Annotated in this window: 19 protein-coding genes and 1 pseudogene; 7 read left to right on the top strand and 13 right to left on the bottom strand. The window is 57.3% G+C overall.

From position 1 onward, the window contains the following. Positions 1 to 122: 122 nt before the first annotated feature. The 5 genes from NE637_RS00615 (at position 123) to NE637_RS00595 (ending at position 5656) form a co-directional block, all read left to right on the top strand. Positions 123 to 1703, top strand: a complete 1581-nt coding sequence (locus NE637_RS00615; RefSeq protein WP_227119152.1) for a lipoate--protein ligase family protein — start codon at positions 123 to 125, stop codon at positions 1701 to 1703. Positions 1704 to 1707: 4 nt separating this feature from the next. After that, positions 1708 to 2778: a geranylgeranyl reductase family protein gene (locus NE637_RS00610; protein ID WP_227119150.1), complete on the top strand. Its 1071-nt coding sequence runs from the start codon at positions 1708 to 1710 to the stop codon at positions 2776 to 2778. Next, on the top strand, positions 2765 to 3802 hold the full coding sequence (locus tag NE637_RS00605; protein ID WP_227119148.1) for a radical SAM protein: 1038 nt from the start codon (positions 2765 to 2767) through the stop codon (positions 3800 to 3802). Before NE637_RS00610 ends, NE637_RS00605 begins: the two co-directional genes overlap by 14 nt. Positions 3803 to 3874: 72 nt before the next feature. Further along, positions 3875 to 4963, top strand: coding sequence for a radical SAM protein (locus NE637_RS00600; RefSeq protein ID WP_227119146.1), 1089 nt, complete (start codon positions 3875 to 3877; stop codon positions 4961 to 4963). Between the two features lie 96 nt (positions 4964 to 5059). Further along, positions 5060 to 5656: a GDSL-type esterase/lipase family protein gene (locus NE637_RS00595; protein ID WP_227119144.1), complete on the top strand. Its 597-nt coding sequence runs from the start codon at positions 5060 to 5062 to the stop codon at positions 5654 to 5656. Here NE637_RS00595 and NE637_RS00590 read toward each other — a convergent pair whose 3' ends face one another. From NE637_RS00590 to NE637_RS00580, 3 genes are all read right to left on the bottom strand, one after another. Beyond that, positions 5657 to 6541, bottom strand: coding sequence for a MerR family transcriptional regulator (locus NE637_RS00590; protein ID WP_227119142.1), 885 nt, complete (start codon positions 6539 to 6541; stop codon positions 5657 to 5659). A 167-nt stretch (positions 6542 to 6708) separates the two neighbouring features. Then, entirely contained in the window at positions 6709 to 6978 is a 270-nt protein-coding gene (locus NE637_RS00585) for a hypothetical protein (RefSeq protein WP_192111684.1), read from the bottom strand. Between the two features lie 6 nt (positions 6979 to 6984). Next, positions 6985 to 8073 (bottom strand): DMT family transporter, encoded by a 1089-nt coding sequence (locus NE637_RS00580; protein ID WP_227119140.1) that lies wholly within the window; start codon positions 8071 to 8073, stop codon positions 6985 to 6987. Positions 8074 to 8643: 570 nt separating this feature from the next. On the opposite strand from NE637_RS00580, the gene NE637_RS00575 reads away from it, so the two are divergent. After that, entirely contained in the window at positions 8644 to 9750 is a 1107-nt protein-coding gene (locus NE637_RS00575; protein WP_227119137.1) for a 1-propanol dehydrogenase PduQ, read from the top strand. On the opposite strand, the gene NE637_RS00570 is transcribed toward NE637_RS00575, so the two are convergent. The 10 genes and pseudogenes from NE637_RS00570 to NE637_RS00525 form a co-directional block, all read right to left on the bottom strand. Further along, positions 9725 to 10264: a hypothetical protein gene (locus NE637_RS00570; protein ID WP_227119135.1), complete on the bottom strand. Its 540-nt coding sequence runs from the start codon at positions 10262 to 10264 to the stop codon at positions 9725 to 9727. The genes NE637_RS00575 and NE637_RS00570 overlap by 26 nt on opposite strands. Positions 10265 to 10345: 81 nt before the next feature. Further along, complete coding sequence (locus NE637_RS00565; protein ID WP_227119133.1) at positions 10346 to 11095, bottom strand: hypothetical protein; 750 nt, start codon at positions 11093 to 11095, stop codon at positions 10346 to 10348. Between the two features lie 83 nt (positions 11096 to 11178). Then, complete coding sequence (bioC, locus tag NE637_RS00560) at positions 11179 to 11931, bottom strand: malonyl-ACP O-methyltransferase BioC (protein WP_227119131.1); 753 nt, start codon at positions 11929 to 11931, stop codon at positions 11179 to 11181. Beyond that, positions 11928 to 12596: a pimeloyl-ACP methyl esterase BioG family protein gene (locus NE637_RS00555; protein ID WP_227119129.1), complete on the bottom strand. Its 669-nt coding sequence runs from the start codon at positions 12594 to 12596 to the stop codon at positions 11928 to 11930. Before NE637_RS00555 ends, bioC begins: the two co-directional genes overlap by 4 nt. Continuing rightward, complete coding sequence (locus NE637_RS00550; RefSeq protein ID WP_227119127.1) at positions 12586 to 13755, bottom strand: aminotransferase class I/II-fold pyridoxal phosphate-dependent enzyme; 1170 nt, start codon at positions 13753 to 13755, stop codon at positions 12586 to 12588. The genes NE637_RS00555 and NE637_RS00550 overlap by 11 nt, the downstream gene beginning before the upstream one ends. Before the next feature lie 342 nt (positions 13756 to 14097). Then, positions 14098 to 15588, bottom strand: a complete 1491-nt coding sequence (locus tag NE637_RS00545) for a 4Fe-4S binding protein (protein WP_227119125.1) — start codon at positions 15586 to 15588, stop codon at positions 14098 to 14100. A 3-nt stretch (positions 15589 to 15591) separates the two neighbouring features. Next, positions 15592 to 17001: an aldo/keto reductase gene (locus NE637_RS00540; protein WP_227119123.1), complete on the bottom strand. Its 1410-nt coding sequence runs from the start codon at positions 16999 to 17001 to the stop codon at positions 15592 to 15594. A 228-nt stretch (positions 17002 to 17229) separates the two neighbouring features. After that, entirely contained in the window at positions 17230 to 17994 is a 765-nt protein-coding gene (larB, locus tag NE637_RS00535; protein WP_192111675.1) for a nickel pincer cofactor biosynthesis protein LarB, read from the bottom strand. A gap of 120 nt (positions 17995 to 18114) precedes the next feature. After that, positions 18115 to 18939: pseudogene (larC, locus tag NE637_RS00530) on the bottom strand (nickel pincer cofactor biosynthesis protein LarC); the annotation flags it as partial. A 159-nt stretch (positions 18940 to 19098) separates the two neighbouring features. Next, the gene (locus NE637_RS00525) at positions 19099 to 19635 is read right to left on the bottom strand and encodes a flavodoxin family protein (RefSeq protein WP_227119121.1); all 537 of its coding nucleotides are present in this window, start codon (positions 19633 to 19635) and stop codon (positions 19099 to 19101) included. 339 nt (positions 19636 to 19974) lie between these two features. Between NE637_RS00525 and NE637_RS00520 the strand changes: the two genes are divergently transcribed. Continuing rightward, the gene (locus NE637_RS00520; RefSeq protein ID WP_192111672.1) at positions 19975 to 20928 is read left to right on the top strand and encodes an AraC family transcriptional regulator; all 954 of its coding nucleotides are present in this window, start codon (positions 19975 to 19977) and stop codon (positions 20926 to 20928) included. Positions 20929 to 21075 lie beyond the last annotated feature (147 nt).

Here is a 21075-nt window from a genome sequence, read left to right as displayed (position 1 = left end):
ACGACACTGTGGCATGCCGGCGGGCAGCGCAGGAACAACAAAACGCAGCACAAACGGGGTGTACAGCGCGGAAAGGGTAATCCGGACTGCAAGAGGCGCGTACACCCGATCAGGAGGCGCATATGCAGTGGCGATTGCTTGATCTGCCGCCGCTTACGGCGGCGGAGAACATGGCTCTTGACGAGGTGCTGCTTGAAATTCGCGGCAGTGGCCGCTCACAGGATACACTGCGCTTTTTGCAGTTCAAACCGGCAACGGTGCTTGTGGGCTTTCATCAGTCCATTCAGGAAGAAATACGCCTTTCCTACTGCCGCAAGCAGGGAATCGACATCAATCGCCGCATTACGGGCGGTGGCGGCCTGCTGTTTGATGAAAACCAGATCGGCTGGGAGCTTATCTGCGACAAAGCCTTTTTTGGCGTGGGCATTCCCAATGCCAATCTGTTCCGCCGCCTGTGCGAGCCAACCGTCACTGCCCTGCGCGGCATGGGCATTGACGCGGCCTTTCGCCCCCGTAACGACATAGAAGTTGCGGGTCGCAAGATATCCGGCACGGGCGGCACGGACTGCGACGCGGCATTTCTGTTTCAGGGTACGCTGCTGGTGGATTTTGACGTGGAAACCATGCTCAAATGCCTGCGTGTGCCAGTGGAAAAGCTGAAAGCCAAGGAAATTGATTCCGTCAAAAAACGCGTCACCTGTCTGGCGTGGGAGCTTGGACGCGTACCCGCCAGCGCCGATATCAAGGCTGCACTTGCCGATGCCTTTGAGCGGCACATGGGCATAAACCTTGTGCCCGGCGGCCTGACCGCCGAGGAAGAAGACCTGCTGGCCGAGCGGCTGCCCTATTTTCAGTCGCAGGAATGGATAGACATGGTGCGCCCCACCTATGAAAAAACGGAGGTGGTGCAAGGCGCGCGCAAATCGCCTTACGGCCTTGTGCGCATGACCATGCAGCTCAACATGCCGCGCCGTGTGCTCAAAAACGTTTTTATTACCGGAGACTTTTTGTCTTTTCCCGCACGCGCCCTCTTTGACCTTGAGGCTGCCCTGCGCGGTCAGCCCCTGAATACGGAGCACCTCTGCGGCATCATCCATGACTTCTTCAACGAAGGGCATATCGCCATACCCGACATGAACGCGGAAGACATCTGCATTCCCCTGCGCATGGCCATGGAAAAAGCCGCCATTGCCCGCCACGGCATACCCATTGAACACTGCAACCGCATCTTCACCACCAACGGGAATTTTGATCAGGTGCTGGCCGCCGGGCCGCAAGCCCTGCTGCTGCCCTATTGCGCCAAACTCAAGGATTGCGACCTCCGCTTTACCAAGGCCTGCCGCGCTTGCGGCGAATGTTCCGTGGGCGAAGCCTGGGCTCTGGGGCATGAGCGCAAACTGCGCACGGTCTGCATAACCAACTTTGAAGATCTCATGGAAGAACTGGGCAAGCTCAAGGGGCAAGGCGTCTCCGCCTTCATCGGCTGCTGCTGCCAGCCATTCTACATCAAGCATGCGGAAGATTTTGACCGCATGGGCCTGCCCGGCATTCTCATAGATATAGAAAACACCACCTGCTACGAGCTGGATCAGAGCGAGGCCGCCCATCAGGGGCAGTTCCGCAGCCAGACAAGCCTGAACATGCCCCTGCTGCACTCCATTTTACGTGTGGCGCAGCAGGCGCAAGGCCATGCCGGGAGGTAGCCCCATGCGCGTACTCAACTGCGATGTTCTTGTGGTTGGCGGCGGCCCCGCCGGGTCAAGCGCCGCGCGAGCGGCTGCTCTGGCCGGGGCTTCCGTAATTGTTGCCGAGCGGCGGCGCATAGTGGGCAGGCCCGTGCGCTGCGCGGAATACATCCCGGCCATGCTGGTTGGTCAGGCCAATGTGGGGGACGAATATATCGTGCAGCGCACAACGGGCATGCGCAGCTTTCTGCATGGCCGCTGCATACAGGATATGAGCGCCCCCGGTTGCGTGATCGACAGGGAAATGTTCGATCAGGCCCTTGCCCGCGCCGCCGTGAGCAGCGGCGCGAGGATTCTTCCCGGTCACGCCGCTGTTGGCCGTGAAGGCGGCGCGGGCGGCAGAGTGCTGCTGTCCGCGCCCAACAGCGCCACCGTAGGCGTGTCGGCCAAGGTTGTTATCGGGGCTGACGGCCCTGTTTCGCGCGTGGCGCGCTGGCTTGGCCTGCCCCGCCCGCACTGCCTGCCGTCCATTCAGGTGCGTCTGCCCCTGCTGGAACATCTGGAACACACGCACATCTATTTTGATGAAAGCATCCGCGCTGGCTACGCCTGGGTTTTCCCCAAGGGCAATGTGGCAAACGTGGGCCTTGGCATGCTGTCCACCCCCGGCAGGCCGGGCCTGCGCTGGGCGTTGCGGCGCTTTGTGCGCGGCATGGCCGGGCTTGGCCTTGTGGCCGACAGGCCGCTGGGCCTCACAGGCGGCTGGATACCCGCAGGATCGCCCCGCCCTTGCGTGTATGGCGACACTGTGCTTGCAGGCGATGCGGCAGGGCACACCCATCCCATCACAGGGGCCGGTATTTTTCAGGCTGTGGAGGGCGGCGAAATGGCTGGCCGCTGGGCTGCCAAGGCCGTTCTGGAGGGGGATCTGGCCCTTCTGCTGGGCTACGAGGAAGAATGGGCCGATTTTTACGGCGACGCCCTGTCGCACGCGCACCAGCGCCGCCTTTTATGGGAGGCGCACACCGGCTCGCTCGACAAGGCCATCAACAGATTCTGGATAGGATTCAGGGAATATTATGCTGCAAGCTGAAGAATCCTGCGGAAATTCCGCCACTGGAACATACGGCGGCTACTATTCATCGTGGCCGGCGGATATCCCCCCTGAACTGCGGTGGGATAGTACGCGGCTTAATGAAGCGCGTGAACTTTCGTGGAAAATCCACGGCAAAAAAATACTGTTCTATCTGCCCGGCATGTATGTACGCGACGGCGTTCAGGGCCAGTACCCGGCGCTTTCCATCACCGGAGCCGACTGCCGCCAGCAATGCGCCCACTGCGGCGGCAAGCTGCTGCTCAATATGCCTGACGTAAGCTCTCCCCAGAGGCTGTTGCAAAAGTGCCGCGATCTGATGGCGCAGGGCGCGCAGGGGGTGCTGCTTTCCGGCGGCTGCAACGGGCGCGGGCAGGTGCCGTGGCAGGATTTTACCGACACCATTGCGGCCATAAAGCAGGAAACCGGACTCTACATTTCCGTGCACTGCGGCATGGTGGATGACCGAGCGGCCCTGGCCTTGCGGCGGGCTGGCGTGGATCAGGCCCTGCTTGACGTTATTGGCAGCGAAAAGACCTATGCCAGCGTTTACCATCTGCCGGACGGCCCCCAACTGCTGGAGCAAAGCCTTGAAGCTCTGGCTGCGGCAAAGCTGCCCGTGGTTCCGCACATTGTGGCAGGGCTGCATTTTGGGCGGTTTGCGGGCGAAAACCACGCGCTGGAAATTCTGGCGCGTCACCCGCCCGGGCTGCTGGTGATCGTGGCCTACATGAACCTTGCCGGAACAGTCATGGAAAACGTGCGCCAGCCAGACCCGCGCGGCGTGTGCGGGCTTGTGATCCGCGCGCGCGAGCTTATGCCGCAAAGCCAGATAAGCCTCGGCTGCGCCCGCCCGAGGCGGGATGCCAGCGCGCTGGAAGTTCTTTCGCTACGGGCTGGCATCAACCGGATGGCCCTTCCCTCGCACGAGGCCGCCGCACTGGCGGCCCGCATGGGATTACGGGCGGAATTCCGCAAAACATGCTGCTCGGTGCTGCTGGGCGAGGGAACAAAGGGCTGGTAGCCACCGCCGCCAGGCCTGCCTAAGTGTTACCCGCACAACGCTTGCCGCAATAACTTTTGCTGGAGACAACATATGAGCCAAGCCACCCAACTTGAGAACCAATGCCCGCCCTGCTGGCAGCAAACACAGCCCCAAAGCCCTGAGGTTGCGCGCATGAGCCTTGCCGCAGCCATGACGCTCGACTTCGCCCCCGGATCCTTCTACCGCAACGCCTGCCTTTCGTGCATCAACCTGCTGCTGACCTACCGCTCTGGCTGCGCGGCAAAGTGCGCCTACTGCGGCCTCTCTGGCGCAAAAGAAAAGAAGGAAAGCACGAGCAAAAGCTTTATCCGCGTGACCTGGCCCGCATTTACTGTTGATGAAATTGTGGCGGGCATTGTGCGGCGTCAGGAGCGCGTCAAGCGCATCTGCATTTCCATGCTCACCAACAGCCGCGCTCCGCGCGACGCCGCAGAGATATGCCGCCGTTTGCGTCAGGCCATTGATATACCCGTTTCCATGCTGGTTTCGCCCACCATCCTTACCCGCAGAAACCTTGAGGAACTGCGCGATGCCGGGGCGGACAAGGTCGGCGTAGCCATTGATCTTGCCACGCCCGAGCTGTTTGACCACTATCGCGGTTCAGGAGTTGGCGGCCCGCACTCATGGAAGCGCTACTGGCAGTGCCTTGGCGAAAGCCTGGACATATTTGGCAAGGGAATGGCCGGGGCGCACTTTATGGTGGGCATGGGCGAAACCGAGCAGGACATGTGCCGCGCCATGCAGCGAGTGCACGACATGGGCGGCAACACGCATCTGTTTTCGTTTTTCCCCGAAGGGGGTTCGCCTCTGGCGCACCGCCTGCCGCCGCCCATTGACCAGTACCGACGCATTCAGCTGGCGCGCTGGCTCATCGACAATGACCACGCCCACGAGCGGTTCTTCACCTATAACGACCGCCGCGCCCTCACGGGATACGGCCTCTCCAAGGGCGATCTGGATGCAGTCATTGACACTGGCGAGCCGTTCCGCACCTGCGGCTGCACCGGGCGCGACGGCGAGGTGGCCTGCAACCGCCCCTACGCCAACTCCCGCCCAGGGCCTGGAATACGCAACTATCCTTTCAAACCTGAAGAGGCGGATGTACGCCGCATTCGCCTGCAGATGGGATTGCCCGCCTGATGCGGGCGCAGGCGGCCCTTGCCCGTACGCCCCTGCTGGCGCGGGCCGCCTGTTGCGAATATTGCCCGATCATCCACAAGGGAATACGCTGCAAACATGATTATTGCTTGTCTGGGCGACAGCCTCACTTACGGCTACGGCATTCCGCGCCCCAAGGTATGGACAACCCTGCTGGCGCGGCGCACGGGCATTGACGTGCGCAACTGCGGCATCAACGGCGACACCACGGGCGGCATGCTGGCCCGCTTTCACCACCATGTGGTGCAGGCGGGCGCTGACGCGGTTCTGATCATGGGCGGGTTCAACGATCTGGCGTTGGGAGCAGGGCTTGGGACAGTCAAGGCCAATATTTTTGCGCTGGTGCAACACAGTTTCAGCGCACGGGTGCGCCCGGTGCTGGGAGTGCCCATTCCTGTGCATGCGCCCATAAGCTTTCCCCTGCTGGGCAGCGTTGACCTGCCGCGCGCCTGTGCGGACTACGCCGCACTGCACCAGTGGTTACGCGTGCTCGCAGAGGATTTTTCTCTGCAATGCGTGGATTTTTCGCAGGCTTTTGCGGGTTTGCCCGGTCAGGCAGGCCCAACGGATGGCAATGCCTCTGACTGGCTCTCCGCACTCTATACAGACGGTCTGCACCCAAGCGAAGCGGGCCACGAGCTGATGGCGCAGCAGGCGGCCCGCGTACTTGGCTGATTACAGATCGTCGTCTGAATCAAAATGGAATTTGGGGGTGTGCACGACACTCCCGCGGCGGCTCACCTTGACCAGCACTTCTGTAACAAAGAGCGAATCATTGTTGGTGGTCCAGAAGTCGGTAATATAGCGCTCATGCGAGCCATTGTCGCAAACATAGTTGTTTGAGGCGCACCAGCGCTGCAGTTTGCGGTAGGTGCTGCCGATGGTTTCGTGCGAGCCTATGTGGTAGCAGCTTGCCGCCAAGTACCCGCCATAATCCGCCATTTTGTCTTCCCCGCAGGGGAATACGGTTTTTTGCAGCAGTTTGACGGGCTGCTCCTCGTTTTGCACCCTGTTTTCTATGGAAGAAAAATTGATGATGACCGGCCCGGTGATATTATTGCCCACTTCTTCAACATAGTTGGTAAAATCCATGTTGATGATGGCAGACTTGATATCAGAAACAAATGTCTGGTCCATAAAAAGCATGCGTTCCGGCGAAATATACTTCACCGAGACACTCTGCTGGCAGTTTTCCAGCACAATTTCTGCTTCGTGCAGCAGTTCAAGCCAGTCGCGCACAGATGTAAGCCGCAGAAATAACAGCTTTTCATCCTGCTGCAACAATTCAATCTTGCTCATGAATATTTTTCGCAGCGCGGAAAGCGAGGTATTGCTGCCCACTTCAAAAGCGGCGCGGATCTCGCTGAGGTTGAACCCCATCTGCTTGTAGTATTTCAGCGGCGGGATGGCGAGCAGTTCATCCTGCGTATAGTAGCGGTAGTTGTTGCCCCCATGCCTCTTGGAAGAAATAAGGCCGAGGTCGTCATAAAAGCGCAGAGCCTTTTTGGAGATCTTGGAGATCTCGCTCATCTGGCTGATGGTGTACCCTTGTTTTGTCATGGCGTTGCCCGGATTTTTGAAGGGTGGGCAAAAAGGGATGATTATGCGCCTGCCCGAACCTCACAACATCCTATATCGAGCATTTGCGCCACCAGCCAGAAGCAAAAACGAGGCCGGGCACATCCCTTGCGCCGGGGAGAGGCGCACCCCTCCCCGGCAATGGACATTTAGTTGGAAATGTAGCGGTTTATGGTCGCTGCACCTTCGGCATGGGCACGAAAGAACATGCGCACCTGGCCTTCATCATCCAGGTCATAACGCGATTCTTCCAGCAGGCCGTTGGCTTCCGCGGTCAAGAGGGCGTTGAGCACGTCAGACTTGTTGAAAGCCCGAAACGAACTGTACCCGTCTTTGAGCGCGCACAGCACATCTTCTGTGCAGGCCTCGTTAACCGTTGTCATATACTTGAGAATGGCGAAGTTAAGCGGCTTTTTCATGGCAAATTATCCCTTCTTTCTGAAAAAATCCAGCGGATTGACGGCAATGATAAAGATGCCGACGATCATCACGACTGCGGCCAGCCAGGCAATGGGGGCAAGGGCGTAACCATCGATGCCGAACCACAGACCGAGCACCAGCCAGCAGAAGAAAGGTCCCCAGAAAGAGAACGCGCCGTTGCACGACATGCCAAGCGCCGTTCCGCACATGGCGTTGCCCTTGTACCAGAGCATAAAGGCAAAGTACGCGCCAAAACCAGCCACGATAAACCAGGGCATGGCGTCAACATCGGTAAAGACAGTGCGGATCATCCCAAAGGCCGAGTCGCCGCCAATAAAGGCAAACAGGGGCACAAGAATCAGCAGGTTGGTCAGGGCCGAGGTAAGCTGGCGGATGGTGATGCCGATTTCAGGATCAATCATGGAAGTGGCGTAGCCGCCCACGCAACCTTCAAGCCCCCAGCCAAAGGCGGCCAGAAAACCAAAGGCGATACCCACAAAGAGGTTCGGCGGTGCGTTGTCGGCAAGGCCAGTGCTGCCGATCATGACGCTGGCCATAAAGCAGATAAAGATACCCAGCATGGTGCGCGGGGTCAGGGCCTGTTTGAAGAGAATGCGGCTCAGAATGGCGCCGATGGCCGGGCAAAGCGCGCTGATGGGCACAATGATGGAACCGGCGCTCTGCAGGCCAAGCACGTAGCAGGTACTGGCAAGGGGGCCGCCGATAACTGCGGCTGCCATGAGGATAGCGCCGGGCTTGGAGGCCATGCTGCGAAAAACATCGCCAAACTTGCCCTTGCCAATGGCAATCAGCACTGCCCACACGGCGCTGCACGCGTCAGTGGTGGCCGCGCCAAGCGCGCCAAGCAAAAAGAGCTTGGAAAATTCAGAAAGAGTGGAATCGCCGCCGTACCATACTCCCCACACGCCCAAGGTCATGGCGAGCGTCATGAACGCGGTGTATGTTCCGTATGCTACCCCAGACATGGTGGCAGTAACCATGCCACGTCTTCTGAAACTTGTGGCAAGCTGCTTTTTGGCTGCCTGCGCCGAGGTTTCCATACCTGTTGACCCAAATTGTGCTGATTGCTCCATGGCATTCTCCTTCCCTCGGGAATTGGTGTCGGCTGCGGGCTGACCCAGCCCTCAAAGGGAGGCTCGGCCCACTTTGATTCACCGTAAGCATTCTCCGCACTGGAAGATCAAGGCCTTTTACAAAAAAATGCCCCTTGATGGGCATCTTTTTACATAAATTTTGTTCCGGATGTCGATAATTAAAAGTAGTAATTATATTTAGTAAATATAATTAATGCAATAACAATGACCTTAATAGTCTGTTTTAATTTGAAATTCATAATCAGGCCTGCTGGTTCATTTTTTCACACAAAATGGCATTGGATAGTAAAAAAGTTTGCAAAAACCCTTGACCTTCCCCCTAGGGGTAAAGGTTGACTTAGCATCATGCCCGCACTGCCCTTTTGCAAAAAGGCTGTGCAATGTCGGGCTATCACGGAGCTAACAGACTGGTATCCGTAGCAAAAATATCCACGCCCAAAGGCGTGAAAATGGCTGCTCAAGCGCAAGCAAGCGTGAACCGCTGACGATAAAAGAATACGCCGACGCCAAGATATCCTTTCTTTCTTTGCGCCGCCTGTGGAGGACGACGTGACCCAGTTTTACGGAAAAACAAAGATCTGCTACGGCCCTTACGCGCTGGAAACCCTTGAGACCTTTCCAGCCAGCCATGCCTTTGTGGTGACAGACCCTTTTATGGTCAAAAGCGGATTTGCCGACCAGGCCGTGAGCCATCTGAAACGCAAGGGCATTGGCCACACGCTTTTTTCTGGCGTGGAACCTGACCCATCTCTTCAGGCCGTTGTTGAAGCTACGCGCCTTTTTTTGAGCAGCCAGGCAGACATGATTATCGCCATTGGCGGCGGCTCGGCCATTGATATGGCAAAGGCCATCTCCTACTTCGGGCGCAAGGCCGACAGCAACAGGAAAACCACGCTTGTCGCCATCCCCACCACCAGCGGCACAGGTTCGGAAGTGACCTCCATTGCGGTTATCACCGACAAGGTCAATTCGGTGAAAATTCCGCTGAATGACGAAATGCTCATTCCTGACGCCGCCATTCTTGATGCCCGCTTTACGCGCACCGTGCCCCCGCACGTGACCGCCGCAACAGGCATGGACGTGCTGACCCATGCGGTGGAAGCCTATACTTCGCGCTACAGCAACGTGTTTACCGCCATCTACGCGGAGCAGGCCATCCGCAATGTTTTTACCTACCTCAAGCGCGCCTATGACCACGGCGACGACATGACCGCGCGCGACAATATGCTCATTGGCTCCTGCATGGCCGGGCTGGCATTCACCAACAGCGGCCTTGGCGTTACCCATAGCATGGCCCACAGCCTTGGCGGCCTGTTCCACATTCCGCATGGCCTTGCCAATGCCGTGCTTCTTCCCTTTGTCATCGGCTTCAACAGCTTTGACGCGGGCGTCAAATACACAGAAATTGCAGCCTTTATCGGCCTTGAAAGCACCACGGTGGAAGAAGGCACGCGCAACCTGATAAACGCCGTGCGCGACCTCAACACCTCCATGAAGATTCCCGCACGGGTTCGCGAGCTCAAGGTGGACGAACAGGTTTACCGTCAAAGCCTGGATTCCATGGCCGCCAACGCGCTGGAAGATATCTGCACCAGCAGCAACCCGCGCATGCCCTCGCACGACGACATCGTCACCCTGCTCGAACAGGCATGGTAGTACAGGGCTCACAACATATCTGCAGGATTTTCTGCAAACGCCCATGAAAAAAGGAGTTACCAACAGGTAACTCCTTTTTTTGCGCTTGCGCACTGATGGCGGCGATAGCCTGTTTGCCGTCAATACAGACCAATATTGGGCCTCTGCCCTGCCTGCAACGGCCTGCCCGCATAATCCGTGTAAATTCTGTCGGCACTCCTGCGCCAATCAAGGGGGAATCCTGCCCCGGCCTGAACGATGTCTCGCCGCCCGCAGGGCCTGATTGCCAGGGGCCGCGGTATGTCCACGGCCCGGTGGATTCGCACTGCTCCTTGACTATGGCGGCTATTTCCGCAAGCCCGGCTGTTCTCACCGAGCGGTTCTCGTGCAGCACTTCAAAGAGGTCTATCCACTGGTTGGCCGTCCATTCGTTGGCCCCGTGGCTGTAGAGGCCCATGATGGAACCGTGGTACTTCAGATAATCCAGATAGATGCGCAGCATTTCCTTAAGATTGGGCGTTGGCGCACCGGGCACTATATCTTTCAGAGAAATGCTTTGCAGGGCAGATATCCAGGCGTTCTGCTACGGATGGGAAGCGCTGCGCCAACCTTGCCGTTACGGCCGCGACTTGCAAATCTTCAGCACTGCGGCATCCGCCGCGTCATTTGCTGAGGGCTCAAAACTGACAATCTCCCCATTGCAGTATGAAACCTGAAACATTTTTTCCGGCGCAGAATCATCAGCATCGTCCTTATCTGTCAGGGCGATTGAGTATAAAATGCCAAAGTCGCCCTCGGCATTTTTGTAGGGAATGGACTTTTCTATTCGAATCCTGATGGAATCAGGATTTTTGAAACCATACACCATACTGTATGTTTCAAGATACCGCACAAGTACGTTGCGCAATATATCTTCATCCATGACCTGATACGTGTCACGCGGAATGAACTTTTCCGTCATGGATTCATTATAGGCTAAAAACTTATCCGCACTTTCCCTTTCTGTATTGTCAATATACAGAAATTCCTTGCAATATGCGGTCAGCTTGTCTGGCTTGTTGGCGTTTTTCTCGATATTTTCCGCTAGGTTCAATCTATACAGCACATAGTTGGGGGGTAATGCCCTGTATTTGATATTAATGGCGTTTGCTTCATCAAGGTTTTGAAAAAGATCGCTTTCAAATTTGCCTTGTGCTTCTGTCAGGTCGCGTCCCTTCATTTCGAGGTATGCCTTGGCTGATTCAAATCCATAGGCTCCGCCCGCAACGGCAACCTCTTGGGAGGATGATGCGGCTAAAGCCCCTTGGCCTAGGCAGAGGATCAACAGGGCGGCGCACCAGTAAAGAAATCTTGCCGTAGGTTTCATCCAGCGCCTCCCTTTACTGTTCAGACAACAATACTAAAAAGATAAGAAACGGAACAAAAATGGCATAATTAGACAATAAATATCTACCCCAGTCTCTTGGACAGGGCAACAACGTACACTGGCCGATAAGTCAGCCGAACCCCCTGCCCCATGCTGTAGCGGGAAGTGTAACCGTCAACAAATTCAAGATATTTGCGTTTGTTCCAGCCCACAGACTTGATGCCCGTTACGCCAGTATGCTTCAGGTGCAGCAGCACGTCATGCGGGCTGGCAAAATCCAGCGTGATTTCGCCCTGCTCCATTGCAACCAGTTCAAAATCCTGCTCAAGATAGCCTTGCAGAGCGGCAGCATCGGGATAGTCCAGCCCAACACCCGTAAGTTCGGCAACTTCGTACAGGTTACCGGGCAAAAAACTGCTGAAGGCCAGTAGCCCGCCCTTGGGCAGATACCGGGCGCAACGGTGCAAAAAATCTTCAATATCCGCAAACCACTGCACGGTTGAGGCACTGCAAATGGCGTCATACGGGCCGCAGAAGTCCAGCGTTTCCGCATCCCCCTCGCGGCAGAAAAGCACGTCTGGCTGTTGCTGCGTAAGGGCCTGCACTTGCGGGCTGGTATAAAGATCGTTGACGGTGAGGCTGCTGGGCTGTGCGCTCAGGATATGCTGCGTCAGCAGGCCCGTGCCCGCGCCTATTTCCAGTATGGCTGCACCACGGGGAATGTATGGTGCTGCCAATGCCCAGAGGCGCGAGGCAATCTGCCGTTGGGCCTGGGCCTCAGCATCATAACTTGCGGAAGCAGCGCTGAAGCGCCGCCTGACTGATGAAGCACTCATGGCAGTTCTACAGATACAAAAGGAATATCCGGCATATAGTGCGGCTCGTCCAGCTCCAGCACCGGAATTGCAGACCAGGCTTTGCGCATGTTTGCAATGGGAAATATCCTGTCTCTTTTGCTCAGAATTGCCATGTTCCAGCCAGTAAACTGCACCCTGCCCGGGCGGGCAGAACATTCCCTGATATGCCTCAGCTCCGCCAGCAGTGAATCCACGCTGCGTGCCAAACTGTGTGGTGATCTGCGCGCTTCAAAAACGGCCCGGTGCGCGCCGCACATGCGCCGGTTAAAACGATCCACGCTTTCGGCGGAAAGGTTCTCAAGCGTGGCATCATAGACCGCCACCGGTATGCCAAGAGTATCATCAACAGGCGTGAGCGTTCCGTTAATAGCAAGGGCGCTGCTCACAGCACAGTGCAAGCCCGGCAAGACCAGAGAGGCCGCATATACGCCAAGCGACCATGCCCGCACCCGCACCTCGCTGTAAGAGCGCAGGGCCTCCGCATCCAGCGTCATGTCAGAATAGTCATAACACACGGCAAAATCGCAGTGCGCGGTATGCGGGGAATCCGCAGCCCAGGCAAAGGGGCGGCTGTCCATGCCCCACCCGGCAAAAAACAGTTCCAGGGTCGGACAACCGGCGAGCCGCAAAAAATCAATATTCATGCAGCAACCTGTTCAGCAGGGCTATGAGGGATTCAACCTCCTCACGCGCGGTTCCGGCTGTGAGCGAAATACGCAGGCGCGAGCTGCCCGCAGGCACCGTGGGCGGGCGTATGCCCATAATGTAAAAACCCTCGCGCTGTAAATGCCCGGCAATGGCAAGTGTGCGCTGGTTTTCGCCCGTAATGACGGGCACGATCTGCGAGGTGCTGCGCACCGATTGCCCAAGGCCATCAGTAAAAGCATGCAGCATGCCCGCCAGCCCGGCAAGATGCTCCCTGCGGGCCGCAACCTCGGCGCTGGCAAACTTCGCAAGCACAAAGCGGCTCCAGGCAATGTTGACCGGGGGCAGGGCCGTGGTAAAAATAAACGGGCGCACGGTATTAACAAGGTATTCCCGCAGTGCTGACGAGCAGATCACATACGCGCCCAGCGAGGCCCAGGCCTTGCCCATGGTGCCCACCAGAAAATCAATGTCCGCCGCGCAGCCCTGCTCCTCGCAGCAGCCAAGCCCCTTTGCGCCGCGCACACCCACGGCGTGGGCCTCATCTACATAAAGCTGCACAGTGGGGTTGGCCTTTTTCAGCGCCACCAGCCGGGGCAGATCGCAGGCATCGCCGTCCATGCTGAAAATGGATTCGGTGACGATGATGATGTTCTCGTAATCTGCAACGTGCTTTTCCACCAGCATTTCAAGCTGGGCGTAGTCATTGTGCCTGAAGCGGATGCACTTTCCCTCGCTCATGCGGATGCCGTCAATAAGGCTGGCATGCACCAGCTTGTCGGCCAGAATAAGCGTGCGGCTTGTACACACGGCGGGCAGAATGCCCTGATTGGCGTGGTAGCCGCTGCCGAACACCAGTGCGGCCTCCGCGCCATAGGCCGTCGCCAGTTCCCGCTCAAAAGCCTCCTGCTGGTCGCAGGTGCCCGTGAGCAGGCGCGAAGAACAGGCGCTCATGCGCAGGGTGGAAGCATCCTGTTGCGACCAGAATTCCTTCCGCAGGTCGGCATCGTCGCCAAGTGAAAGATAATCGTTGGAGCTGAGGTTGATGAAGGGCGCTCCGGCCTGCTCCTTCTCGCGCCGCACTGCATCAATATTGCGCAGGGCGCGCAGGCTGCCGTTCTGCTTTTTTTCATCAAGCCACTGTGTATATTGCATCATTCTCTGTCCGTTAGGCATCTCTCGTCTGGCAGCAAGGGGCCAGCCGCGTATCAAAGGCATGCAGAAAGCATTGAAAGAAGCGGCGCAAGCGTCCGCCAGAAAAGCGGCTCTGCAAAAAAGCAGTCGCTCCCACAACTGGATATCGTCACCCGCAAAGGGCGGCAAGTCAATCATGCCGCATGGAGGCTGCGCTGTTTGAAGTTGTCATTCTGGCCAACGCTAAACTATTTTGCTGTGAAATCAGGTAAAAAGGCTAATGGCTGCCTGGGGTAAAACCGCAAGCAGCCATTGTTAGTTATAAAGCTTGGTGGCCTGCCCGTGGCAGGTATAGATCCAGCCAGGTCAGATACGCCTCTGCTCCGCAACACCCTCCACATGGATTGCGGCAAAAGGGCGCGCCGGGCAAACATATTCACATGCGCCGCAGCCAGTGCAGCGCTCCGCATCCACAACCGGCTTTTTGGGGGCATCATCCGGCCCCACCAGATTTATCACCCGTGGCGGGCATATTTTGGCGCAGGCAGTGCAGGCTACCTTGTCCGTCACGGTTATACAGCTCTCAAGGGCAATGACGGCCCGCCCGATCTGCATGGAGCTTTTTACTGCCGGAGTAATGGGCCGTATGGCCCCAGCGGGGCAAACCTCCGAGCAGGTCACGCAGTTGACGCGGCAATAACCCCGCTCAAATGAAAGCGTGGGTTGCAGCATGCCGCTGCCCATATCCGATGCCCGCAACACCTGATTGGGACAGGCAGAAACGCAGAGCTGACACCCGGTGCAGCGCGCGCCAAGCATCTGCGCGGACTGCGCCCCCGGCGGCACAATGGCCGTTTGCCGCTCATGGCTCTGCCTGCGGGTAAGCGCCGGAATGGCCGAAACGCTTCGGCCAAAGGCAAGCCCTGGTACGGCAACGCCAACCAGAGCTGCAAGCACGCTGCGCCGTGCGCCATTAAGCTTGCCTTCTGCCGCTGTTCCCGCAGGGGCTATAGCCTGTGGCTGTATGTGCTCCTCCGCATGTCCTTTTGACAGCCTGGAGGCATAGCTGATGGCCCCGTGAAGGCATACCCCCACGCAATTGAAGCAGGCCACGCAACGGCTTGCATCAACGCTTCCAGATTCTGCATCAATACAGGATGCTTTGCAGGCCTTTTCGCACAGGCCGCATTTTTTACACGCGCTTTCGTTTATGCGGGGCTGGAACAGGGAAAATCGGCTCAGAAATCCCAGAACAGTTCCCACAGGGCAGACCGCATTGCACCACAACCGCCCGAAACGCCATGACAAGACCCCAACCACGGCAAGGGTGACAGCCGCTGCTGCCAGTGCTGCCCAACCTTTTTGCCACACCAGCGTGGGAGCCACACCATAGTTTCCCGCCCGTTCGGAGGCCCAGGCTAGCGCGTTGCTGCCTGTTGCCCAAAGGGGGGCCAGCAGATCAGCCGCCATACGGCCAAAGGCGCTGTAAGGTTCAAGCAGCGAAAAAACCAGCGGCACGCCCGCCAGCAGGGAAAATGCAAAAAGGCCAAGAAACGCCAGCCGCAGCAGGCTACGCGGGGAGGAGTAGCGGAAGCGGTACTTGCCCGCCCTTGCGCCGATAATGTCCTGCACCACGCCAAGTGGGCACAAGGCCGAGCAATAGACTCTGCCAAACACCAGCGTCAGCAGGGCTATGCCCGCCACAATACCCAGACTACCCGCCAGCAGGGCAGGCACAAGCTGCACCTTTGCCATAAAGGCAAGCGATGGCGCAAACAGCCCGCTCACATCCACAAACAGCAGGCAGATTGCAGCAAAACAGAGCGCGGCCAGCACGATGCGAACGATCCGTAACATGGGCTATCCCTGCCTTGTTCTCAGATTTTCAACAAACTTGCCCAACCGGGCCATTTCATCCGGGATGGCGATCATCTGCGGGCAATGCGTGAGGCATTTGCCGCACCCTGTGCAGCGCGCCGCCTGCCGCAACTCGGGGACTGAACGCTCATATTCCACAAGGTAGGCCCGGCGGGCCTTTTCATAGTCAGGGTCGCGCGTCCCCTTGGGGATCAGCTCATCGTCAAGGCAACGGTTAAAGTGGGCAAATACAGACGGGATATCAACGCCATAGGGACATGGCATGCAATAGCCGCACGTGGTGCAGCGGATGTTTGACTGGGTCAGAAAAACATTCAGCGCCGCTTTGAGAACCTCCATTTCGCGGCCGGAAAGCGGCTCGTAAGGAGCCAGCGCCCGCAGGTTGTCCTGAAGGTGTTCCATGTAGGTCATGCCGCTCAGCATGGTGATCACGTTGGGCAAGCCCGCCACATACCTGAAGGCCCACGATGCGCCCGAGGCCTCGGGCCTTTCCGCCTGCAGGATGGCTAGCGCCTTTTTGTTCAGCCGGGCAAGCCGACCGCCAAGCAGAGGCTCCATGACAATCAGCGGCAGGCCGCTTTGCTGCATTTTTTCAAACATCCACTGCGTGGGCGCTGGGTCTTTGGGAATGAATTTTGCCTGATTGGGCGCAATTTTGTATTCGTGCAGCATGTCGTGATAATTGAGCTGCACCATGGCAAAATCCCACGCAACGTCACGCGAGAGCAGATATTCCAGCGTTGGCGCATTGCCGTGAAACGACCAGCCAAGGTTGCGAATGCGGCCTTTCTTTTTCTCTTCAAGCAGATATTCGAGCACGCCGTTCTTTTCGTAAACGGTCTGATACGCCTCAACAGACTGTATTGCGTGCAGCAAATAGTAATCGAAGTATTCTACCTTGCATTTTTCAAGCTGCTTTTCAAAAATTTCCCTGGCCTGCTCCCTTGTGGGCATAAGAAACGTGGGCATTTTGTCGGCCAGATAAAAGCTCTTGCGGGGGTAGTGCTGCAAGGCCTTGCCAATGACGCTTTCTGAAACGCCGCGATGATACGGCCACGCCGTATCAAAATAGTTCACCCCGTGGGCAATGGCATAGTCCACAAGGGCAAAGGCCCCCTGCTCGTTCACTTCCGGCCCGGTGGGGCTGTCTGCACCCGGCAGCATGGGAAAGCGCATGCAGCCAAAACCCAGCAGCGATACCTTGTCCCCATTCTTGGGATTGACGCGGCAGGTCATCCTTTCCGCAGGCGGCACGGGCTTTGGCTGCTCAAAACTGGGCAAAAGGCGCAGCTTGTCCAGCCCGTAAAGCACCGCGCCCCCTGCAACGCCTGCCCCCGCGGCCTGTAAAAGGCGGCGCCGCGATACCCCGGAAGACTTATCATTCTTGTCCATAACAGCTCCGCAGTGGAAGTATGTTCAGGATACCAGCAGGCTGTCTGCCCGCTCTGTGTAGTGGTATGACTGCCATAAAGACGGCCCGGCAATATGCACAAGTCCTGCGCCTGTGCGGCATGCTGCCGGGAACAAAGACGCATGGCCCTGGCAGAACGCGCAATCACGCTGTCCAGATTTTGTGGGGGGAATATAAAGGCAAGTGTCCGCTGCCGGACCGTTCAGGTTTTAGGTTTTACTGTTGCCCTCGCAGGCATTGATAATGCGGCAGGCGGCGCAGGCAGCGCCGAAGCCGTTGTCGATATTGGTCACAGTGACGCCGCTGGCGCAGGAGGTGAGCATGCCAAGCAAGGCGGACAACCCCGCAAACGATGCCCCATAGCCCACAGAGGTGGGAACCGCCACAACGGGCTGCGGCACCAGACCGCCGACCACGCTCGCCAGTGCGCCCTCCATGCCCGCAATCACAATGACGGCGCGGGCGGCAAGCACCTCCGGCAAGTTGTTGATCAGGCGGTGGATGCCCGCCACGCCCACATCTGCAAGAATTTTTGCGCGCACGCCAAGCATGCGGCAGGTCTCACGGGCTTCTTCCGCCACGGGCAGGTCAGAGGTGCCCGCGGTAACAATGGCAACTTCGCCCTGCTTCCAGACAATGGGCTTGACGACCAGCGTAAGGGCGCGCCCAAGAGGATTGTATTCGGCATTGGGGCACACCGACTGCACATGGGCCGCCATTTCTGCCGAAACCCTTGTGGCCAGCACATTGCTGCGGTCGCCCACGCGGAGGAATATTTCGCCCACCTGCTCAGGGGTTTTGCCCTCGCCGTAAATGACCTCAGGAAAGCCATTGCGCGCCGGACGCTGCAAATCAAACTTGGTGTGCCCAAGATCAAGCACCGAACTCTCGCGCAGCAGATTCATGCCATCGGCAACAGAGAGGCTTCCGTCCCTGATATCTGTGAGCAGTTTTTCCAGTGAACCACCTGACATTTCTCTACTCCAACATGATCGGGCTTCATTGCCCGCGATCTTTATTTGCCCCGTACAATCTGTAGCGTCAAGATTACGCCAGAGCAGGCAGAATCAACTGGCTGGGCCAGCGACCGCAACTTCGTCCACTTCCGCAAGATGTACCCGCAGCATATTGGGCCGCTCTGTTTGGCGGTGGCCGATGCCGTAACCCGTGCTCAGGGTTGTCATGGCCGGGGCTGCCTTGAAGGCATGGGCCAGAGCGGCAATGATGGCCGCCCCGGTTGGGGTTGTGGCCTCATGCTCCACCCCGCCGCGTGTGGTGGGGATGCCATGAAGAATCTCGACTGTCGCCGGGGCAGGAACTGGCATCATGCCGTGCGCGCAGCGCACAAAACCGCCACCAAGCTCCAGGGGCGAAGACCACACGGCATCAACATCAAGGGCATGAAAACAGATAGCTGCGCCCACGATGTCCACAATGGAATCCGTAGCGCCAACTTCGTGAAAGTGCACGTCTTCCAAAGCCTTGCCATGCACTTTGGCTTCTGCCTCGGCAATGCGGCGGAATATGTTCAGGCTCGTCTGTTTGACCGGGTCTGCCAGTGTGCTTTGCGTGATGATTGCTGTGATGTCGGCCAGATTCCTGTGGGGCAGGTGACTACCCTGCGCGGGGTTGTGGTCATGCACGTGGGCAGGCACACCAACATGCGCATGCTCATGCCCGTGAGGGTGTTCATGGCCGTGGCTGTGCCCGTGCTGTTGACCGTTCAAGCGCACATGAACCTGCATCCCCTGAATGCCGTTGCATTTTTCTGGCTGACACTGGAGCGCAAACTCGTCATCAATGGCGAGCTTGGCCAGTTCGGCCTTGAGATAATCGGGGCTGACCCCAAGATCAATCAGGGCGGCCAGATTCATATCGCCGCTGATTCCGGCAAAGCAATCGTAATACAGTATCTTCATAAAGCCCCGGCAAGAGGTGTGCATCTGGAAAAATAGGGCAGGCTGCCGCCGCCGTGCGCAATATAGGTATTTTGCCCGCAACAGGGAATAGACAATACAGTTTGATTCTTGCCTATTTCTGCATGATGGCGGCAATCCGGCACACCGCATGTGCTGCCTCTACACGTTTTTGCCCATTTCAAAGGCCTGCGCCATGCTGGGGGAGCCCTTTATATCACCCTTGTTCCACGCGCCAACGCCGTACACAACGCCCTTTTCCACCGATCCTTCAAGGCAGTAGGCAAAACCCCTGAAGCACTCGATGGTTCGCTCCATGTGCGACAAATCAGGGTCCGCAGCGGCAATAATGTAATACATGATCTTGTTCTTGATTTCAGTGTAGCGAGCAACTGTCCTGTCCATGAGGGCTTTTATCTGCGCGCTCACAGAATAGAAATACACGGGCGAGGCCAGCACAAGAACATCGGCCTTGATCATTTTTTCCAGCATGGTTTCCATGCCATCCTTTTGCACGCAGGCTCCCTCATGGCTCTGGCAGTACCCACAGCCAAGACATGGAGCGATTTTATGTTCCTGCACAAAAATCTTTTCCACCTTATGGCCTGCCTCTTGCGCTCCCGCCATAAACTGCTCGCACAAGAGATCAGAATTACCGCCCTTGCGCGGGCTGCCGCAAAAAATCAGGATGTTTTTCATTACTCGCTCCATATGCTGCTTTGTAGGTATTTAATCCCTTGCCAGTTGCTGGTCAGACGCCGATTCTAGCTATTCAAGGGCATTTTTGTGAACTTCAACCCAAACATTTAAACTATTACTTTAACTTTTTATCAGGCATTTATGCTGTCAAACTGCCTTTGCGTCAGGCACGCAAACGTGCTCACTATACCCCAGCCACTGCTTTATTCTTTTAAGAGCCTTGGCAAAAAGGTCATAGTCCGATTCTCTCAAATTATTGCCCGATTGTCCGATGATTCAAACTATTGTGTTGTTTTTATCCATGCTCTTCTGGTAAAAAGCCAGAAAGGGAGAACGACCATGCCCCAGCAAGACAAAGAAAAATGCGACATGCTCAATATTCAGCGGCAGGCGCTGGCCCGCAACATTGCCCGCCAGACCGAGCAAAACCACCGTCTGGAAACGGCAGTGCCGGGCCTTGTGCTTGTGCGGTACGAAGCGCCGACCCAGCCCGCAAGCTGCATGTATGAGCCAACTATCTGCCTTGTTGCTCAGGGTGCCAAGCGCGTTATGCTGGGGGATGAAGAATATCTGTATGATGCCAACCACTACCTGATTTCATCTGTCGGCTTGCCGGTGGTGGCAAATGTGGTGGAGGCCAGCCCGGAAGTGCCGCTGCTGGGCATGGTGCTCAAGCTTGATATGCGCATGCTGGCCCAGATGATGGTGGACAGCAATCTGCCGGTCACACGCGCGGCAAAATCCGGGCGCGGCATGCGGGTCAGCGAGGTGTGCATGCCCTTGCTCAACGCCTTTCAGCGGCTGCTTGACCTGCACGACCACCCGCAGGATATCGCCGTGCTCTCGCCCCTGATTCACAAAGAGATACTTTATCGCCTTCTGCTGGGCGAACAGGGGCATTATCTGCGCCAGATCGTAGCTGCTGGCAGCCATGGCTTCCAGATCGCGCAGGCCATTGACTGGCTCAAGAAAAACTACGTCCAGCCCTTGAAGATAGACAGCCTTGCCAGACAGATCGGCATGAGCACCTCAACCTTTCATCTCCATTTTCGCGCCATGACCAGCATGAGCCCGCTGCAATACCAAAAGTGGATGCGCCTGCACGAGGCCAGACGCCTCATGTTCATGGAGCATCTGGACGCCACCAGCGCCGCCTTTCAGGTGGGGTACGAAAGCCCCTCGCAATTCAGCCGCGAATATCGCCGCCAGTTCGGCACGCCGCCCCTGCGCGACATTAAGGGGCTGATCAGCACCCAAAGCGACTGCTCATCCGGCAGCCACAAAACAATGTGAACCATGCCGCACGCTACGGGGTATTTCGATTTACGCCGGTATGCGGTGGACAAGCTTGCGCTGTAACAGAACACCCCTCCCCGGACACGCCATCCGCTCCCCCATTTGGATGATATTGACTTTCAATTTCTTTTCCTTCATTTTTCT

Source organism: Desulfovibrio desulfuricans (genome assembly GCF_024460775.1).
Taxonomy (GTDB): domain Bacteria; phylum Desulfobacterota; class Desulfovibrionia; order Desulfovibrionales; family Desulfovibrionaceae; genus Desulfovibrio; species Desulfovibrio desulfuricans_E.
Note: the sequence above shows the minus strand (reverse complement) of the source record. Positions and strands in the feature narration are given on the sequence as shown.

Bases quoted from the DNA above. Each gene is read 5' to 3' on its own strand.
- NE637_RS00615 (WP_227119152.1), top strand. From the start codon at position 123: ATGCAGTGGCGATTGCTTGATCTGCCGCCGCTTACGGCGGCGGAGAAC.
- NE637_RS00610 (WP_227119150.1), top strand. From the start codon at position 1,708: ATGCGCGTACTCAACTGCGATGTTCTTGTGGTTGGCGGCGGCCCCGCC.
- NE637_RS00605 (WP_227119148.1), top strand. From the start codon at position 2,765: ATGCTGCAAGCTGAAGAATCCTGCGGAAATTCCGCCACTGGAACATAC.
- NE637_RS00600 (WP_227119146.1), top strand. From the start codon at position 3,875: ATGAGCCAAGCCACCCAACTTGAGAACCAATGCCCGCCCTGCTGGCAG.
- NE637_RS00595 (WP_227119144.1), top strand. From the start codon at position 5,060: ATGATTATTGCTTGTCTGGGCGACAGCCTCACTTACGGCTACGGCATT.
- NE637_RS00590 (WP_227119142.1), bottom strand. From the start codon at position 6,541: ATGACAAAACAAGGGTACACCATCAGCCAGATGAGCGAGATCTCCAAG.
- NE637_RS00585 (WP_192111684.1), bottom strand. From the start codon at position 6,978: ATGAAAAAGCCGCTTAACTTCGCCATTCTCAAGTATATGACAACGGTT.
- NE637_RS00580 (WP_227119140.1), bottom strand. From the start codon at position 8,073: ATGGAGCAATCAGCACAATTTGGGTCAACAGGTATGGAAACCTCGGCG.
- NE637_RS00565 (WP_227119133.1), bottom strand. From the start codon at position 11,095: ATGAAACCTACGGCAAGATTTCTTTACTGGTGCGCCGCCCTGTTGATC.
- bioC (WP_227119131.1), bottom strand. From the start codon at position 11,931: ATGAGTGCTTCATCAGTCAGGCGGCGCTTCAGCGCTGCTTCCGCAAGT.
- NE637_RS00555 (WP_227119129.1), bottom strand. From the start codon at position 12,596: ATGAATATTGATTTTTTGCGGCTCGCCGGTTGTCCGACCCTGGAACTG.
- NE637_RS00550 (WP_227119127.1), bottom strand. From the start codon at position 13,755: ATGATGCAATATACACAGTGGCTTGATGAAAAAAAGCAGAACGGCAGC.
- NE637_RS00545 (WP_227119125.1), bottom strand. From the start codon at position 15,588: ATGTTACGGATCGTTCGCATCGTGCTGGCCGCGCTCTGTTTTGCTGCA.
- NE637_RS00540 (WP_227119123.1), bottom strand. From the start codon at position 17,001: ATGGACAAGAATGATAAGTCTTCCGGGGTATCGCGGCGCCGCCTTTTA.
- larB (WP_192111675.1), bottom strand. From the start codon at position 17,994: ATGTCAGGTGGTTCACTGGAAAAACTGCTCACAGATATCAGGGACGGA.
- NE637_RS00525 (WP_227119121.1), bottom strand. From the start codon at position 19,635: ATGAAAAACATCCTGATTTTTTGCGGCAGCCCGCGCAAGGGCGGTAAT.
- NE637_RS00520 (WP_192111672.1), top strand. From the start codon at position 19,975: ATGCCCCAGCAAGACAAAGAAAAATGCGACATGCTCAATATTCAGCGG.